This window comes from Cellulosimicrobium sp. SH8 (assembly GCF_025818875.1).
Taxonomy (GTDB): domain Bacteria; phylum Actinomycetota; class Actinomycetes; order Actinomycetales; family Cellulomonadaceae; genus Cellulosimicrobium; species Cellulosimicrobium cellulans_D.
The window spans coordinates 152,796-170,168 of record NZ_JAMXMH010000005.1; the positions used below are offsets into that span (position 1 = coordinate 152,796).

A 17,373-nucleotide genomic window follows, 5' to 3' on the forward strand; every position below is an offset into this window, starting at 1 on the left:
GCGGTGTCGCCTCACGCGGTGAGCGCGCCGATCCCGGTCACCCACCCCCCGAGGACGCCCGCCGCGACCACCGCGCCGGCGACGGCCAGGACGGCGCCCGCCGCGACGACGTCGGGCACGCCGAGCGGGACGGGCCGCGAGGACGTCCGGGGGCCGCAGCCCAGCCCGCGCGACTCGAGCGCGACCGTCAGCCGCTCGGACCGGCGCACCGCACCGACGAGGAGCGCGAAGGCGGCCGCGCCGAGCGACCGTGGCGACCGGGGGAGCCGGCCGGGCCGACGCCGGGGGTCGCGGACCGCCTGGGCGCAGCGGATCGTGTGCCACGCGTCCGGGAGCTCGACGAGGAGGCGGTGCGCGGCGAGCACGGCGAACGTCCAGGTCGCCGGCAGGCGCGCGTGCTGGTGCAGGCTCGTCATGAGGCGGACGGGGTCGGTCGTGAGGACGAGCGCGAGGGACAGCGCGCCCACGAACAGCGTGCGCACCGCGAGCGCCGCGCCGATCGTCAGCCCGTCCGCGCCGACGGTGAGCGGACCCAGCGGGAGGGCGTCGCCGCCGGGCCGGGTGACGACGTTGACGACGAGCAGGCTCGTCGCGAACACCACGAAGGGGACGTGGCCGAGCGCGAGCGTGCGGCCGGGCACCCGGCCGAGCACCAGCAGCGCGGCGACGGTGAGCACCCAGCCGATCGCCGGGGTCGCCGGGTCGGTGACGAGCAGCGCGGCCGTCGACAGGACGAGCACCGTCGCGAGCTTCACCGTGGGGTTCCACCGTTCGAGGACCGTCGGGCGGGGTGCGGTCACGGGATCACCTCCGCGGGGACGGTCGCGGCGGGCGTCGGTGCGCTCACGGGCCCGGTGCCCGGGGCGTTGCGGGCCGCGACCTCGTACCCGGCGTCGCACGCGGTGTCGAGCGCGCGGACGAGCACGCCCGGGTCGACGCCGCGACCGCGGCCCACGCGTGCCCACCAGTCGAGCAGCGGGGGCCGGCGCAGGCCCGCGAGCGCGCACAGCGCGTCGTCGGCGAGCACGGTCGACGGCTCGGCGACCGTGGCGAGCGCGCCGTCCACGACCACGGCGACCCGGTCGGCGACGGCCGCGACGAGCGACAGGTCGTGCGAGACGACGACCACCGCACCGCCCGCGTCGGCGCGCTCCCGCAGCACGCGGGCGGCCGCTGCGGTCTGGGCCCGGTCCAGCCCGAAGGTGGGCTCGTCGGCGAGGAGGACCGGCGGGTCGAGGACGGTCGCGGTCGCCAGGGACAGGCGCCGCTGCTCGCCGCCCGAGAGCCGGTACGGGTTCGCGTCGGCGAGATGCTCGAGCCCGTACGCGGCGAGCGCCCGGTCGACGCGCGCGTCGACGTCGGCGAGCCGCGCGAGCCGGGCCGACCAGGCGACCTCCTCGCGCACCGTGCGGGCCACGAGCTGGTGCTCGGGGTCCTGGAACACCATCGTGGCCGGCTCGCCGGTCGCGGTCGCGACGTCGCCCGTGGTGCGCTCGAGCCCGGCCAGGCCGCGCAGGAGCGTCGACTTGCCGCCCCCGTTGGGCCCGACGACGGCGAGCAGCTCGCCCGCGCGGACGTCGAGGTCCACGCCGCGCACGACGGCCGGGCCGACGTGCCGGGACCGCCCCGCGCGGAGTCCGCCGCGGTGGACGGCGAGGTCACGAGCCCGGAGCGCGACCGGGCGCGCTGCACCGCCCGGGGTCGCGGCCGGGGGCCGGTCCGAGGTCCCCGGGCGCGCCGGCGACGACCGCGCGAGGTGGACCAGCCAGTCGTCGGTCTCGGGGGAGCCGATCGGTCCCGGGGCGCCGGCTTGTTCGAGACGGACCGCGAGCGGCAGCCAGCACCCCCGGTCGGCGAGGTCGCGCGCGTGCTCGCGCAGGACGCGGTCGGTGGGGCCGTGCGCGACGACCCGACCCTCGCGGCCGAGCACCAGGACCGTGTCCGGCAGCGCGCCCAGGTCGTCCAGGCGGTGCTCGACGAGCACGACCGAGCGGTGCCGCGGCGCCGCGTCGTGACCGTCGTCGGGCCCGGGGCGGCGCGCGAGGCCGGTGACGAGCGCCCCGACGTCGTGGGCGGAGGCGGGGTCCAGCAGCGCGGTGGGCTCGTCGAGGACGACGAGCTCCGGGTCGGCGACGAGCGCCGCGGCGACGGCGACGCGCTGCGCCTCACCGCCCGACAGCGCGTGGGTCGGGCGGTCGTGCAGGTGCGCGGCCCCGACGGCGGTGAGCGCCGCGGTCGCGCGGGCGTCCATGGTGCGGGGGTCGGCGCCGCGGTTCTCGAGCGCGAACCGCAGCTCCTCGTCCACGCGCGCCAGGCAGAGCTGGTCACCGGGCCGCTGCTGGACGAGGCCCACGCGCGCGGCGAGTGCGGGCGGCGGCACCTCGCGCGGGTCGAGCCCGGTCACCCGCAGCCGGCCCGCGACGGTACCCGGGAGCGTGTGCGGGACGACGCCGACGAGCGCGCGCAGGAAGGTCGACTTGCCGCACCCCGACGGGCCGAGGACCAGCAGGCTCGTCCCGGCGGGGACGGTGACGTCGACGCCGTCGAGCACGCGGGCGCCGTGGTGCCCGAGGCGCACGGTCAGGCCGTCGGCTGCGACCGCGTCGGGGGCGACGGCGTCGGGCGTGCCCGTGACAGCGTGCTCAGCCACGGCGGGCCGCGCCGATCGCGAACGCGTCGAGGGCGCCTGTGCGGGCGAGCGCGTCGCCGAGGAGGCGGGCCGCGAGGCCGCACAGCACGACGCACGACACGACCTGGACCCCGAGCCGGAGCATCGCGTAGTCCTGCCCGAGCCAGCCGAAGCGCACGGCGTTGAAGGCGAACGTGACGAGCGCGGCGCTCACGCCGGACGCGACGAACACCCACCAGCCGAACCGGCGGTACCTCGTGAGCGCGAACGGCAGCTCGGCACCGACGCCCTGGACCAGGCCCACGACGAGCAGCAGCGGCCCCGCGGGGGAGGTGAGGAAGACGACCTCGACGAGCGCGGCGAGGGTCTCGGCGAGGATGCCGACCCCCGGCTTGCGCACGATGTACGTGGCCAGGGGACCGACGACGATCCACGCGCCCGCGAGGACGTTCGCGGCGAGGTCCGCGAGGGGGCCCATCGCGAGCTGGAGCGGGGCCCAGAGCTGGACGAACGCCCAGTACACGAACCCGAAGACCACGCCCAGGACGGCGATCAGCACCGTCTCGTGCAGCGTCAGCCCGCGACGCCGCGCGAGGCGCCCGTTCGGCGGCTGGTCGGTGGGTACGGCGGCGGCGCTCGGAGTCGCCTGCTGCGGGGTGGTGCGGGGCTCGGCCATGCGGGTTCCCTCCGTCGGGCCCCCGGGGCGAGGGGTGCACGACGGCGCGCCACCGCCGGCCTGCGCGCACGGCCGGGCGCGGGCGCACGGGCACGAGCGCGCAGGGGACGGTGACGTCGGCCCTGCTCCCTTCGCTGGTACGAACCAGATCAGGTTCCACGGGTCTGCAGGAGGGACGGGTGTCCGGCCTGCACTCTCAGCGCTCGTGCGCTCCCCGGGGGCGTTCGGCCCGACCCTAGGCCCTCGGCGCGGCCCGGACAATCCCGGCGTCTCAGCCAGCGGGATGCGTCGCCGGGGCGTGAGAGCGTGGCGGGATGACCACGGACAACGACCCTGCGGCGGTCACGGAGCTCGACCGCCTCGACGAGGCCGTCCGGTCGGCGCCCGCCGGAGACACGACGGCGCAGATCGCCCTCTGGCGGCAGGCGGCCCGGCTCGACACCTGGTTCTTCATCGCGCGCGGCCCCGAGGACCGGCCCCGCCCGTACGCGGTGGCCGCCGCCCAGGGGCCGATGATCTGCCTCTACAGCAGCGCCGGCCGCGCGAAGGAGGCCGCGCTGGCCCTCGGGCTCGCCGCAGAGGGCGACGCCGTGCCGCTCCTCGGGGTCCCGGTGCCGGCCGCGATCGACTACCTCGCCTCCTTCGGTGCGGCCGGCGTCGTCGGGGTGGCGCTGGACCACCCCCGGATCGGGCACCACGTGCCGCTCGCGAACCTGTCCCTGCTCAAGCCGTGGGTCGCAGGGGACGCGGGGTAGGCGTCGTGCGGGCGGCCGTCCCCGGGGCTTGACGTCGAATCGAACACCTGTTCGAATGTGCGGGTGAGGTGGGACGGACAGGCGCTTGGCGCGGACGACGGCGCTCTCCCGGGGCTGGAGCGGGCGGGCCTCGTGCGCAGCGTGCGCACGCCCGACTTCGCGGGCATCACGTTCCACGAGGTGACGGCCAAGAGCGCGCTGTCGAAGGTCCCGGCGATGTCGCGCATGCCGTTCCGCTGGACGGTCAACCCGTACCGCGGCTGCAGCCACGCCTGCTCCTACTGCCTCGCGCCGTCGACGCCGGTGCTGCTCGCCGACGGCACGCAGCGGCCGATCGGGGAGCTGCGCGTCGGCGACGAGATCGTGGGGACCGCACCGCACGGCGCCTACCGGCGCTACGTGCGCACGCGCGTGCTCGACCGTTGGACCACGCGCAAGCGCGCGTACCGAGTGACCCTCGCGGACGGCACGCGCCTCGTCGCGAGCGGCGACCACCGGTTCCTCACCGAACGGGGCTGGCGACACGTCGTCGGCGGGGCCGGTCGCCGCGCCCACCTGGCGCTGGGCGACGCCCTCGTCGGCCCGGGGGCGGCCGCGCTCGCGGACGGGCGGGTCGCGCTCGAGGGCCGCGACGTCACGGGCGACGAGGCGCTGCGCGTCGACTCGCTCGAGGCGCTCGACGGGCCGGGGGAGGAGACCGAGCTCGTCGACATCACGACCGGGACGCGGGACTTCGTCGCCGCCGGGGTCGTGAGCCACAACTGCTTCGCCCGGCCCACCCACCAGTACCTCGACCTCGACGCGGGCGAGGACTTCGACCGCGAGGTCGTGGTCAAGGTGAACGTCGACGAGGTGCTGCGCGCCGAGCTCGCCCGCGCGTCGTGGAGCCGCGAGCCCGTCGCGCTCGGCACGAACACGGACCCCTACCAGCGGGCCGAGGGGCGCTACCGCCTCATGCCGGGCATCATCGACGCGCTCGCGGGCTCCGGCACACCCCTGTCGGTCCTCACCAAGGGCACGCTCCTGCGCCGCGACCTGCCGCTGCTCGTCGACGCCGCGTCGCGCGTCGAGGTCGGGATCGGCGTCTCGCTCGCGCTGCTCGACCCGGCGCTCCAGGCGAGCGTCGAACCCGGGACACCGTCGCCGCGTGCCCGCCTCGACCTGATCCGCGCGGTCCGCGAGGCGGGCCTGCCGTGCGGTGTCATGGTCGCGCCCGTGCTGCCGTGGCTCACCGACTCCACGCGCGCGCTGACCGACCTGCTCGACGCGGTGCAGGACGCCGGGGCTACGGGGGTCACCGTGCTGCCCCTGCACCTCAAGCCCGGAACGCGCGAGTGGTACCTGGGCTGGCTCGCGCGCGAGCACCCGCAGCTCGTCCCCGGCTACGAGCGGGTCTACGCCCGTGGCGCGTACGCCTCGAAGGCGTACCGGTCGTGGCTGTGGGACCGCGTGCGCCCGATGCTCGAGGCGCGCGGCTTCGCGGTGTCCGGACACCGCGGTCCCGCCGGCGTCGAGGGGCGGTACCGCCGGGGCGAGCTCGGGGGCCTCGGCACCGCGGTGCACGACCTCGACCCGCCGACCGACGGCGTCTACCCGACGGGAAGCCTCGCACGGGTCGCCCACGAGCCGGGGGCCCGCCGTGGGCACGACGGGGCGCTCGCGGGCATGCCGGTCGACGGAGGTGGGCTCGACGTCGTCGGTGGGGGAGTCGAGCAGGTCCTGTTCTGACGCCTGCGCGAAGCGGCCGTCGCGGCGTCAGACCGACTGTTCGGTGCCCACCGCGCCGACCCGGACGATGTCCGTCCGGGCCACCGCCCGGTCGCGGACGTCCGCCAGCGCCCTGCGCGCGGGGTCGGCCAGGTATGCGGCGAGCGCGTCGTCGTCCGGCATCTCGATGACCTGGACCTCGGTCGGCAGCGCCGCGTCCTGACCGGGCAGCGCCCGCACGCGCGACAGGACGCGTCCACCGTGCACGGGGACCAGTGCAAGGACGTCGTCCTCGTACCGGCTCAGCAGGTCGGCGTTGCCCTCGGTCGGCCACAGCAGGACGCACAGGGTCACCGGGTCGGTCACAGTCACGCGACGCACCTTACGCTCGTGCGATGAGGCACCCGAGCGACAGTCCGCGCGACGAGCCCGGCGGCCGGTCGCCGTCCTGGATGCCGACGGCGGCGACCCCCTTCGGGACCGTCCGGTCCCGCGGCGTCGGGCTGCCTCGCGGCGAGGTGCGCGCGGAGCCGGGGCCGCTGCCCTCGGGTGCTCGCCGCGTCCGTGTCGTCGGTGAGGACGCTGAGGTCGACGTCGTCCACGGCACCTTCGACGGGTCGGTCCCGGAGGGCTACCCACCCCTGATCGCGGCTTGGGGAGTCGTCTGGACGGTGAGGGCGCACCGGAACCTTCCTGCCTTCGGCGTCGGTGTCGGGGTGGACCGGGTCCCGTCCCGGTGCGAGGCGGCTCCCGACGAGGGCCAGGACCTCTGCGCGGTGTCGATGGACGACGGCATGACGGAGCTGACGATCGGCGGAGAGGACGACGACGCCCTGTGGCGGCGGGCGTACTCCGGCGACCTGTTCCCACGACGGTGGGCGCGGGAGGCACCGGTGCCCGAGCTGGGGTGCGAGGACCCCCGCCTGCCCTCGTCTCGGGTGCTCGAAGGCGCGCGTGGGGTGCGGTGGCGGCTGCCCGGGCTGGACGCCGGGGAGGAGTGCGTCGTGCACGCCGCCGTGGCGTGGTCGACGCTGGACCCCGAGCGCCCGTCCACGTGGTTCGCGGTCGACGTCGGGACGCGATGGCTGCTCGACGAGCTTGTCAGCCCTCGGCGAGACGCGCCGGGAAGCCGCCGGTAGCGACCGGGCCCCAGCGCGTGATCGTCAGGCGCACGAGCGACTTGCCCTGCGTGACCATCGCCGCGCGGTACTCGTCCCAGTCCGGGTGCTCACCGCTGATGGAGCGGTAGTAGTCGACGAGCGGCTCGACGGACTCCGGAAGGTCGATCACCTCGGCGTCGCCGTCGACCTGGACCCACGGGTCGGAGAAGCGCTCGCCCAGCGAGAGCAGCGACGCGCGCGGGTCGCGGCGTGCGTTGACCGCCTTCGCGCGCTCCGGGTACGTCGACACGACGACCCGGCCCGCGTCGTCGACCCCGTACGTCACCGGGCTGAGCTGCGGCCGCCCGTCGGCGCGCGTCGTGACGAGGACGCCGTCGTGCCGGGACCGCAGGAACTCCTCGAGCTCCTGGCGCTCGACCCTGCGGTTGGTGGCGATGGTGCGGGCCACGGGAGGCCTCCTCGTACGGTGCGGTAGGGATACCGCACGACCCTATCTCCGCGCGGAACCGCGACCGGTTCGACGAGCGCCGACGTCAGGGCGCGGCCTCGAACGCCCTGCCGACCGGGGTCGCGACACCGCCCGGACCGTAGAGCCCGGAGCGCAGCGGACCGTCCTCGGCGGGCAGCCCGAACCACGCGTACCGGTGGACGTAGTCGAGCCCGGCGAGCATCCGTGCCGCCTGCGCGAGGAACTCCGCCTGCTCGTCCTCGCTCGCGTGCCGCACGCCCTGGGAGAAGTCGATGAGCGCCACCTCGGTGAGCCAGATCGGCTTGCCGTACCGCGCGTGGACCGCCTCGAGGTACCGCCGGAGCTGGTCGGTCGCCCGCGAGGCGTCGAAGTCGCCGCCGTACCAGTGCAGCGTCACGAAGTCGACGCGGTACCCGCGCTCGTCGGCGCCGCGCAGGAAGCGGTCGAGCCACCCGTCGGGCGCGTCGCCTCCCCACGCGACCGCGGGGCTGCCGAGCACCTGTCCCGTGGCCTCGAGCCGCGGCCACAGCGCGAGCGCCTCCTCGACGCTCATCTCGGCCTGCCCGGCGAGGTCCGGTTCGTTGAACCCGAGCAGGTAGCGTCCCTGGGCCGCGGCGCGCGCGAGGTTCTCGTCCGTCACGTGGTCGCGGCCCCAGATCATCGGGACGAACTCCACCCCCGACGCGGCTCCCGGCCCGGGGTCGGTGCCCCAGGTGTAGTACCAGGCCGCCCCCGAGGCGGTCAGCGCCGCGGCGGCGTCGTCGAACGCCCACACGGCCGCCCCCTTCTTGCCCGACGGCGGCGCGGCCGGGCCGGGGTCCGCCGCGGCGCCCGAGACCTCGCCCGGGGCCGACGACGGCGCCTCGGACGAGGCCGGTGCCGGCTCGACGGTCGGAGGCTCGACCGGCGTCTCGGCGGGCTCGGGAGACGGGTCGGGCGCTGCCTCGCGCGGCGGCGTCGTGGTCGCCGTGACCGCCGTCGGGACCGGCGCCGCGACCGGCGGCGCGGGGCCGCCCCCGAGGGCGAGCACCGCGACGACCCCGACAGCCGCCACAGCGGCGCCCGTGCCGAGCGCGGTCCGCAAGGGCGAGCGCACCCAGGAGAGTCGACCGGTCCGGGTCTGCGGGTGCGTGACGGGGAGCATCTCGGTCGCCGAGCCTCCCGCGAGCCCCTCGATCGTCGGTGCACCCGCGAGCCCCTCGGCGGCGAGACGGGAGGCCTCGCCCGCGAGGGCTGCCGGCGGCACGAGGAGCGGGAGACCGGCGAGCAGCCGCTCGGGCGACCGCGCCTCGAGGCCGCCGCAGCGCGGACAGTCCAGCACGTGCCGCGCCATCCGCTTGCGCCACAGCGGGCTCGGGAGCCCGTCCCAGCGCCGCGCGACGTCCGCGAGTCCCGCGCACGGCGGGGTGCGGTCGAGCGCCACGACGATCGCGCGCCCCGTCGCGAGACGCTCACGCATCCGTTGGACGCGCACCGCAGCGTGCCGGCGCTCGACGCCGAGGGACTCGGCGAGCTCGGCCCGCGTCAGCTCGCCGGTCGACTCGAGCCACCACAGCGCGAGCACGTCCCGGTCGCGCGGGTCCAGCCAGCGCGTCGCCCGCGCGAGGACCCGTCGCTCCCCGTCGAGGAACAGCCGGTCGATCGTCGTCGCGACGAAGTCCGTCGCCGGGTCCACCGCGAGCTCAGCCGCCGACAGGTCCGCATGGCGCTCGCGGTCGACCCGACGTCGACGCATCCAGTCCCGCACCTGTCGCACCGTGATCGCGAGCAGCCACGAGCGGAACGACTGCGGGCGCTCGAGCGAGCCGAGCCCGCGCACCACCCGCAGGACCGACTCCTGGACCACGTCGTCGGTGTCCGGGTGCCCGTCGAGAGCGCGCCCGACGACGTTGTAGACCAGCGGCAGCGACTGCGCGACGAGGCGGTCGAGCGCCTCCGGGTCGCCGGAGCGCGCGGCGAGGACCACCTCGACGGGCACGTCCTGGGTCGGTCGCATCGGATTCGTCTCCTTCGTTCGCACGGACGTGAGTCCCCCGGGGACGGCCGCAGCGGACGGACCCTCCCGCAGCAGGAGACGCGCGGGCACGGCGGCGACAACACTATTCGGCGCACGACCCGGCAGACGGCCCGCACGCGGCCCACTAGACTCGTGCGGACGCGCACCCCTCGGGAGCGCGGACCCCCACCGCCCACCTGGAAGGAACCCTCCGTGCTGCGCACCCGAACGGCCGGCTCACTGCGGGCCGAGCACACCGGTCAGACCGTCACCCTCACGGGCTGGGTCGACCGTCGGCGCGATCACGGCGGCGTCGCCTTCATCGACCTGCGCGACGCCTCCGGCATCGCCCAGGTCGTCATCCGCGACGAGGCCGTCGCGCACCCGCTGCGCAACGAGTTCGTCCTCCAGGTCACCGGCGAGGTCTCGCGCCGTCCCGACGGCAACGAGAACGCGGCCCTGCCCACGGGCGAGATCGAGGTCGTCGCGAGCGACGTCGTCGTGCTCAACACGTCCGAGGCGCTGCCGTTCCAGGTCTCCACGGCGCTCGCGGACACCGAGACGATCGGCGAGGAGGCGCGCCTCAAGCACCGCTACCTCGACCTGCGCCGCCCCGCGCCCGCGCACGCGCTGCGCCTGCGCGCCAAGGTCAACCAGGCGGCGCGCCGCGTGCTCGACGCGGAGGAGTTCGTCGAGATCGAGACGCCGACCCTCACGCGCTCGACGCCCGAGGGGGCGCGCGACTTCCTCGTGCCGGCGCGCCTCGCGCCCGGGTCCTGGTACGCGCTGCCGCAGTCGCCGCAGCTCTTCAAGCAGCTCCTCATGGTCGCGGGCATGGAGCGCTACTACCAGATCGCGCGCTGCTACCGCGACGAGGACTTCCGCGCCGACCGCCAGCCCGAGTTCACGCAGCTCGACGTCGAGATGAGCTTCGTCGAGCAGGACGACGTCATCGCGCTCGCCGAGAAGATCCTCGTCGCGCTGTGGGAGCTGATCGGGTACACGATCCCGACCCCGATCCCGCGGATGACGTTCCACGACGCGATGCGCCTGTACGGGTCGGACAAGCCGGACCTGCGCTTCGGCAACCCGCTCGTCGAGCTCACGGACTACTTCAAGGACACGCCGTTCCGCGTGTTCCAGGCCGAGTACGTGGGCGCCGTCGTCATGGCAGGCGGGGCGTCGCAGCCGCGCCGCCAGTTCGACGCGTGGCAGGAGTGGGCCAAGCAGCGCGGCGCCCGCGGGCTCGCGTACGTCACGTTCCAGGAGGACGGGACGCTCGCCGGCCCGGTCGCCAAGAACCTGTCCGACGCCGAGCGGGAGGGCCTGCGCGACGCGACCGGCGCGCAGCCGGGCGACGCGGTGTTCTTCGCCGCGGGCAAGACGTCGGACTCGCGCGCGCTGCTCGGCGCTGCGCGCCAGGAGATCGCGAAGCGCACGGGTCAGATCGACGAGGACGCGTGGGCGTTCGTCTGGGTCGTCGACGCGCCGCTCTTCAAGCCGACAGGCGAGGACGACGACGTCGATCTCGGCAACTCCGCCTGGACCGCCGTGCACCACGCGTTCACGTCGCCCACGCCCGACTGGGTCGACACGTTCGAGCAGAACCCGGGCGAGGCGCTCGCGTACGCGTACGACATCGTCTGCAACGGGAACGAGATCGGCGGCGGCTCGATCCGTATCCACCGCCGCGACGTGCAGGAGCGCGTGTTCGAGGTCATGGGCATCGGGCCCGAGGAAGCGCAGGAGAAGTTCGGCTTCCTCCTCGACGCGTTCAAGTTCGGCGCGCCCCCGCACGGCGGGATCGCGTTCGGCTGGGACCGCATCGTCGCGCTGCTGACGAGGTCGGACTCGATCCGCGACGTCATCGCGTTCCCGAAGTCCGGCGGCGGGTTCGACCCGCTGACGCAGGCGCCCGCACCGATCACGCCCGAGCAGCGCAAGGAGGCGGGCGTCGACGCGAAGCCCGCCAGCCCCAAGGACGAGGCGGGCGAGGTCGAGGCGTAGCCCACACCTGCCCGCGCCAACAACGAAGGGCGCTCCACCCGCGCGGGTGGAGCGCCCTTCGTGCCTGCTCAGTGCGTGATCGCGAGCTTGCGGTGCACCCAGCGCAGCGGTCGCGGCGCCCACCAGTTGAACCGGCCGAGCAGCGTCATCGTCGCGGGCACGAGGAGGAGGCGGACGATCGTCGCGTCGATGAGCACGGCGACGGCGAGCGCGAACCCGACCTCCTTGATGACGAGGAGGTCGCCGAAGACGAAGCCCGCGAAGACGACGATGATGATCGCCGCCGCGGACGTGATGATCCGGCCGGAGCGCTGGAGCCCCAGGCGCACGGCCTCGTCGTTGGGGTGGCCCGCGTCGTAGAGCTCCTTGACGCGCGCGAGCAGGAACACCTCGTAGTCCATGGCGAGGCCGAACGCGAACGCGACGACGAGCGCGACGACGTACGTCTCGATGCCGCCGACGGAGGAGAAGTCGAGCAGGCCCTCCAGGTGCCCGTCCTGGAACACCCACACGAGCACGCCGAGCGAGGCCGCGAGCGAGAGCGCGTTCGTGAGCAGGGCCTTGACCGGCACGACGACCGAGCCCGTCATGAGGAACAGGAGCACGAGCGTCGCGCCGACGACGATCCCGACGGCCCACCACACGCGCTCGCCGAGGGCGTCGAGGAAGTCGACCTGGCCGGCCGCCTGCCCCGTGACCCACACCTCGAACCCCGGGTCGGTGGCGCGGACCTCGCGCACGACCGACACCGCCTCCGGCCCGCCGGCGTCGTCCGCGTCGACGTGCACGCCCACGACGGCGTAGTCGCCGAGCGGGGCGGCCGGGTCGACGCTCGCGACGCCGTCGAGCCCCGCGACCTCGTCGGCCCACGCCTGGGCGTCCTCGACGCTCGCGTCGACCACCGCCACGACCTGGGCGCTCTCGCTCGACGGGTACTGCGCGGCGAGCTCGTCGACGAACTCCCGCTGCGGGGACCCCTGCGGGAGCAGCTCGATGCCCGAGTTGCGCATGTGCAGGCCGAGCACGGGCAGCGCGAGGACGACGAGCACGACGACCGTCGTCAGCAGCACCCACACCGGGTGGCGCTGCACGCGCGCGGCGAGGCGGGAGAACACGCCCTCGTCGGACTGCACGTCCGCGGTCCGGGCGAGCACGCGGCGCAGGCCGGGGATCCGGCCGAGGATCCCCGGCTTCGCGAGGCGGCGACCGGAGAACGCGAGGAGCGCGGGGACGAGCGTGAGCGCCGTCGCCACCGCGACGAGGACGACGCCGAGGCCGCCCGCGCCGACCGACCGCAGGATGTCCGGGCGGAACACCATGAGCCCCGCGATCGAGATCGCGACCGTGAGCGCCGAGAACGCGACGGTGCGGCCCGCCGTCTCCATCGTGCGGATCAGCGCGGCGTGCACGACGCCGTCCCCGCGCCGTCGCCGCAGCGACGGGTCGTCGCCCGCGGCGATCAGCCGGTGCAGCTCCTCCCGGAACCGTGACACGACGAGCAGCCCGTAGTCGATCGAGAGTCCGAGCCCGAGCAGGGTGACGACGTTGACCACCGACGCGTCGACGTCGAGCACGTACGTGAGGCCGAGCAGCACGCCCAGCCCCGTCCCGATGGACGCGACGGCCCCCGCCATGGGCATCGCGGCCGCGAGGAACCCGCCGAAGACCAGCACCATGATGAGCAGGGCGATCGGCAGGGCGACCTTCTCGCCGGTCGTGAGGTCCTCCTCGACCTGGCCGGTGATGGCGTCGACGATGAGCGCGTTGGAGCCCACGAGCCCCGTCGCGTCCCCGGCCGCGTCGGGCGCGGCCTCCGCGAGGACGCCGGGCACCGCCTCGAGCTGCTCGACGACGCGCTCGGCCACGGCGTCCGTGCGCTCCGCGTCGAGGTCGGTGCGCAGCGTCACCACGGTGAGGAACCCGTCCCCGTCGTTCGCGACGAGCGACTGCGCGGCCGGGTCCTCGACCCCGCCGGGGATGACGTACGGGTTGATGACCGTGTCCACGCCCTCGATCGCCACGAGGTCCGCGTTGACCTCCGTCATGGCCTCCACGACCTGCGCGTCCGCCGGGTCGACCTCGCTCACGAGCAGCGTGATCTCCGGCCCGCCCTCGTCGTTCTCGGCGAGGATCTCCGTCGCGCGCTCGCTGTCCGAGCCGGGGATGGAGGGCGCCCCCGTCGTCACCCTGTCGAACACGCTCTCGCCGTGCACGCCGAACAGCGCGAGCGCGAACCCGAGCCCGGTGAGGAGGACCCACGCGACGACCGTGAGACGGGGGTGGCGGGCGACACGACGACCGAGGCTCGAGAACACGAGCGCCAGCATCCCATCCGGCCGCTCCGCGTGTCAGATCGCCCGCGCCGCTGTGGACGACGTTCACCCGACCTCCTCAGGCCGGCGGCGCGGAGGAGCGTGGGTGGCGGTGCGTAGGCTCGGGGCATGTCCACCGGTGATCTGTTCGGCGGCGACCTCTTCGGCGCCGCCACCTCCGGCGCGCAGGGCACGCCGCGACCTGGACCGGGGGCCCCGCTCGCCGTGCGCATGCGCCCTGCCGCCCTCGACGAGGTCGCGGGCCAGGCGCACCTGCTCGTCCCGGGCTCGCCCCTGCGGCGGCTCATCGAGTCGGACGCGTCCGGCGGCCGAGCCGCGCCCGGCTCCGTCATCCTCTGGGGCCCGCCCGGCACCGGCAAGACGACGCTCGCCTACCTCATCGCGACCGCGTCCGGTCGGCGCTTCGTCGAGCTCTCCGCCGTCACCGCGGGCGTCAAGGACGTGCGCACCGTCGTCGAGGACGCCCGCCGCCGCCTCGCGACCGGGGGCGAGGAGACCGTCCTGTTCATCGACGAGGTGCACCGCTTCTCCAAGTCCCAGCAGGACGCGCTCCTGCCGAGCGTCGAGAACCGCTGGGTCACCCTCGTCGCGGCGACCACGGAGAACCCGAGCTTCTCCGTGAACTCGCCCTTGCTCTCCCGCTCGCTCCTGCTCACGCTCCAGCCCCTCGGGGACGACGACGTCCGCGCCCTCGTGCGCCGCGCCGTCGCCGACGACCGGGGGCTGGGCGGTCTCGTCGCGCTCACGGACGAGGCGGAGGGTCACCTCGTGCGGCTCGCCGGCGGCGACGCGCGCAAGGCCCTCACGGTGCTCGAGGCCGCAGCCGGCGCCGCGCTCTCGGACGCCCCGGTGCCCCTGCGCGTGGCGGCGTCCGAGGACGTCGACGGCGACGCGGACGCCGACCCGCACGGGGACGGTACGCGCGGCGAGGCCGACGGCGCCCCGGCCCCCGTGCCGGTAGACCTCGAGGCCGTCGAGCGAGCCGTGGACGTCGCGGCCGTGCGCTACGACCGCGACGGCGACCAGCACTACGACGTCGTGTCCGCGTTCATCAAGTCGATGCGCGGCTCCGACGTCGACGCGTCCCTGCACTACCTCGCGCGCATGATCGCGGCGGGGGAGGACCCGCGCTTCATCGCCCGGCGCATCGTCATCGCGGCCGCGGAGGACGTCGGCATGGCCGACCCGTCCGCGCTCCAGACCGCCGTCGCCGCGGCCCAGGCCGTCCAGCTCATCGGCATGCCCGAGGGACGGATCGTCCTCGCGGAGGCCGTCGTGCACCTCGCGACCGCGCCCAAGTCCAACGCCGCCTACCTCGGGATCGACGCGGCGCTCGCGGACGTGCGCGCCGGGAAGGCCGGGTCCGTCCCGACGCACCTGCGCGACGCGCACTACCCGGGCGCCAAGCAGCTCGGGCACGGCACCGGGTACCGGTACGCGCACGACGCGCCCCACGGCGTCGCACCGCAGCAGTACCTGCCCGACACGCTCGTCGGGTCGCGGTACTACACGCCGACCGACCGCGGCTACGAGCGCCAGGTCACGGACCGGCTCGGCCGCATCCGCGACATCCTGGCTCAGGACGATGCTGACCCCGCCCGGACCGCGAGATAGCGATTCCCGGCCCAGATAGCGACCACCGACCTTGTCCGGGGCGGCGTGAAGTCGGGGGATCGCTATCTCGCGCCGCGCGGTTGCGCGACGACCGTCGTCGGTCGACCACAGGGCCGCCCCCACGGGCAGTCGTCCACAGGTGACGGCAGTGCGGGGTGCCGTCACTCGGCCGTCAGCGCTGAGATGGCTCCCATGCCGACGACACGTCCACCGTCCCGTCCAGGGAGCCCGATCCCGCGCCCGCGCAGCCTTCCCGCTGTCGTCCGCTCGACGCCCGAGCGCGAGGACGAGATCCGTGCGGCTCGGCGGCGTGGAGAGCTCCTCCGCCTGCGTCGCGGGGTGTACGTCGCGGCCGGTCCGCACGCAGAAGTCCCCGCGAGCGTGGCGCTCGAGCGAGAACGACAGCACCTCACCCATCTGGCCGCCGTGCTCGAGTCGCTCACCACGGACCTGTGGGTGAGTCACACGAGCGCCGCGCTGCTGTGGGGTTGCTGGACGTACGGGCTTCGGCCCGAGGCAGAGATCACTCAGCTCCGGCCGCCCGACGTCCGGGCGTCGGCCGGGCCCGTGCGTCGCCACTGGACGGCGCTGCCCATGCGTGACCGCACGACGCTCGCCGGTGTGCCCGTGACGACGCTCGAGCGCACGGTCGTCGACTGCGCGCTCACCCTGCCGGGCGAGCAAGCCGTCGTCGTCGCGGACTCGGCGTCGCGCATCGGGATCGATCGCTCGCTCGTCCGGCGGATCCTCGCGGAGTCGCTGGGCAAGCGGGGCGTGCGTTCGGCGCGCCGGGTGCTGGCGATCGCCGACGGCGCGGTGGAGTCCCCGGGGGAGGCCCGCCTACGCTGGGTTCTGGGCGAGGCGGGACTGCCTCCGCTGTCGGCCGCGATCGCGGTCTCGACGTGGGCAGGTCAGCGGTGGGTCGACCTCGGTTGGCAGGATCTCAAGGTCGGGCTCGAGTTCGACGGACGCCTCAAGTATCGGGGCACGACCGACGAGGTCGAGAGCGCTCTGTACGAGGAGAAACGGCGCCACGACGCGCTGGTCGAGGCGGGGTGGATCCTCCTCCGGGTCTCCTGGGAGGACCTGGACAACCTGGACGGGCTCGTCGCGCGCGTCCTCGCCGCCCGAGGACGAGCCGCCGCGAGATAGCGACGCCCGGCGCCACGGGTGCTAGGGCGACGGTCGGTAGCCGCTACCTCGGCGGGGGATCGCTATCTCGCGGGTGGGGTAGACTCCTCAGGTTGCCTTCACGGCGACCACCTGGGACCTCGGCCCCGACCTACCGTCTCTCCTCGGAGAGGCACGTGGTCCATCGGCTGGTCCCGCACCCGGACCCGACTCCTCGGGACCAGGTGTGACGTCAGTACCCACACGACAGGAATGAGATACCGCTGTGACGTCTGTCAAGCGCTCGCGCCGCCAGGTCCGCCTGAGCCGCGCCCTGGGCATCGCCCTCACCCCGAAGGCCGTCAAGCACTTCGAGAAGCGCCCGTACCCCCCGGGTGAGCACGGCCGCGCCCGCCGCCGCACCGAGTCCGACTACGCGGTCCGTCTCCGTGAGAAGCAGCGTCTGCGCGCCCAGTACATGCTCCGCGAGAAGCAGCTCGCGCGTGCGTACGAGGAGGCCCGCAAGGACAAGGGCCTGACCGGTGAGGCGCTCGTCGAGAACCTCGAGACCCGCCTCGACGCGCTCGTGCTGCGCGCCGGCTTCGCCCGCACCATCCTGCAGGCGCGCCAGGCGGTCACGCACCGCCACATCCTCGTCGACGGCAAGATCGTGGACCGCCCGTCGTTCCGCGTGAAGCCCGGCCAGACCCTCCAGGTCAAGCCGAAGAGCCAGGCGACGACGCCGTTCCAGGTCGCCGCCGCGGGCGCGCACCGCGACGTCCTCCCGGCCGTCCCGGGCTACCTTGACGTCCAGCTCGAGAAGCTGAGCGCGATCCTCACGCGTCGCCCCAAGCGCGCCGAGGTCCCCGTGCAGTGCGAGGTCCAGCTCGTCGTCGAGTACTACGCTCGCTGACCCCCGCTCCGGACGCCTCGCTCACCGCTTCGTCGGCGAGCGA

Annotated in this window: 14 protein-coding genes and 1 riboswitch; of the genes, 7 read left to right on the top strand and 7 right to left on the bottom strand. The window is 74.9% G+C overall.

Annotated elements, in window-relative coordinates; all coding sequences use genetic code 11:
* Positions 1-11: 11 nt before the first annotated feature.
* Genes NF338_RS08820 through NF338_RS08830 form a run of 3 tightly spaced genes read right to left on the bottom strand, consistent with a single transcriptional unit; the run spans position 12 to position 3,305 of the window.
* Complete coding sequence (locus tag NF338_RS08820; protein ID WP_264030415.1) at positions 12-800, bottom strand: energy-coupling factor transporter transmembrane component T family protein; 789 nt, start codon at positions 798-800, stop codon at positions 12-14.
* A complete protein-coding gene (locus tag NF338_RS08825) occupies positions 797-2,650 on the bottom strand; it encodes an ABC transporter ATP-binding protein (protein WP_264030416.1) in 1,854 nt (617 codons plus the stop codon). Before NF338_RS08825 ends, NF338_RS08820 begins: the two co-directional genes overlap by 4 nt.
* On the bottom strand, positions 2,643-3,305 hold the full coding sequence (locus tag NF338_RS08830; protein ID WP_264030417.1) for an ECF transporter S component: 663 nt from the start codon (positions 3,303-3,305) through the stop codon (positions 2,643-2,645). The genes NF338_RS08825 and NF338_RS08830 overlap by 8 nt, the downstream gene beginning before the upstream one ends.
* Positions 3,306-3,412: 107 nt before the next feature.
* A riboswitch (TPP riboswitch) is annotated at positions 3,413-3,532 on the bottom strand.
* 87 nt (positions 3,533-3,619) lie between these two features.
* Between NF338_RS08830 and NF338_RS08835 the strand changes: the two genes are divergently transcribed.
* Complete coding sequence (locus tag NF338_RS08835) at positions 3,620-4,060, top strand: hypothetical protein (protein WP_264030418.1); 441 nt, start codon at positions 3,620-3,622, stop codon at positions 4,058-4,060.
* Positions 4,061-4,123: 63 nt separating this feature from the next.
* Positions 4,124-5,788 (top strand): Rv2578c family radical SAM protein, encoded by a 1,665-nt coding sequence (locus tag NF338_RS08840; protein ID WP_264030419.1) that lies wholly within the window; start codon positions 4,124-4,126, stop codon positions 5,786-5,788.
* A gap of 27 nt (positions 5,789-5,815) precedes the next feature.
* Here NF338_RS08840 and NF338_RS08845 read toward each other — a convergent pair whose 3' ends face one another.
* Positions 5,816-6,139, bottom strand: coding sequence for a DUF1330 domain-containing protein (locus tag NF338_RS08845; RefSeq protein ID WP_264030420.1), 324 nt, complete (start codon positions 6,137-6,139; stop codon positions 5,816-5,818).
* A gap of 23 nt (positions 6,140-6,162) precedes the next feature.
* Between NF338_RS08845 and NF338_RS08850 the strand changes: the two genes are divergently transcribed.
* Entirely contained in the window at positions 6,163-6,906 is a 744-nt protein-coding gene (locus NF338_RS08850; RefSeq protein WP_264030421.1) for a hypothetical protein, read from the top strand.
* On the opposite strand, the gene NF338_RS08855 is transcribed toward NF338_RS08850, so the two are convergent.
* Both NF338_RS08855 and NF338_RS08860 read right to left on the bottom strand, forming a co-directional pair.
* A complete protein-coding gene (locus NF338_RS08855) occupies positions 6,869-7,336 on the bottom strand; it encodes a PPOX class F420-dependent oxidoreductase (RefSeq protein WP_264030422.1) in 468 nt (155 codons plus the stop codon). The genes NF338_RS08850 and NF338_RS08855 overlap by 38 nt on opposite strands.
* Before the next feature lie 85 nt (positions 7,337-7,421).
* The gene (locus NF338_RS08860; RefSeq protein WP_264030423.1) at positions 7,422-9,353 is read right to left on the bottom strand and encodes a sigma-70 family RNA polymerase sigma factor; all 1,932 of its coding nucleotides are present in this window, start codon (positions 9,351-9,353) and stop codon (positions 7,422-7,424) included.
* Positions 9,354-9,566: 213 nt separating this feature from the next.
* Between NF338_RS08860 and aspS the strand changes: the two genes are divergently transcribed.
* Positions 9,567-11,360 carry an aspartate--tRNA ligase gene (aspS, locus tag NF338_RS08865; protein ID WP_264030424.1) on the top strand — a complete coding sequence of 598 codons (1,794 nt, stop codon included), beginning with the start codon at positions 9,567-9,569 and terminating at the stop codon, positions 11,358-11,360.
* Between the two features lie 68 nt (positions 11,361-11,428).
* Here aspS and NF338_RS08870 read toward each other — a convergent pair whose 3' ends face one another.
* A complete protein-coding gene (locus NF338_RS08870; protein ID WP_318783012.1) occupies positions 11,429-13,675 on the bottom strand; it encodes an MMPL family transporter in 2,247 nt (748 codons plus the stop codon).
* A 126-nt stretch (positions 13,676-13,801) separates the two neighbouring features.
* Here NF338_RS08870 and NF338_RS08875 point away from each other — a divergent pair, with 126 nt between their 5' ends.
* The 3 genes from NF338_RS08875 (at position 13,802) to rpsD (ending at position 17,330) form a co-directional block, all read left to right on the top strand.
* Positions 13,802-15,307 carry a replication-associated recombination protein A gene (locus NF338_RS08875; RefSeq protein ID WP_264030426.1) on the top strand — a complete coding sequence of 502 codons (1,506 nt, stop codon included), beginning with the start codon at positions 13,802-13,804 and terminating at the stop codon, positions 15,305-15,307.
* Positions 15,308-15,688: 381 nt separating this feature from the next.
* On the top strand, positions 15,689-16,459 hold the full coding sequence (locus NF338_RS08880; RefSeq protein ID WP_264030427.1) for a hypothetical protein: 771 nt from the start codon (positions 15,689-15,691) through the stop codon (positions 16,457-16,459).
* Positions 16,460-16,703: 244 nt separating this feature from the next.
* A complete protein-coding gene (rpsD, locus tag NF338_RS08885; protein ID WP_047234514.1) occupies positions 16,704-17,330 on the top strand; it encodes a 30S ribosomal protein S4 in 627 nt (208 codons plus the stop codon).
* Positions 17,331-17,373: the final 43 nt, after the last annotated feature.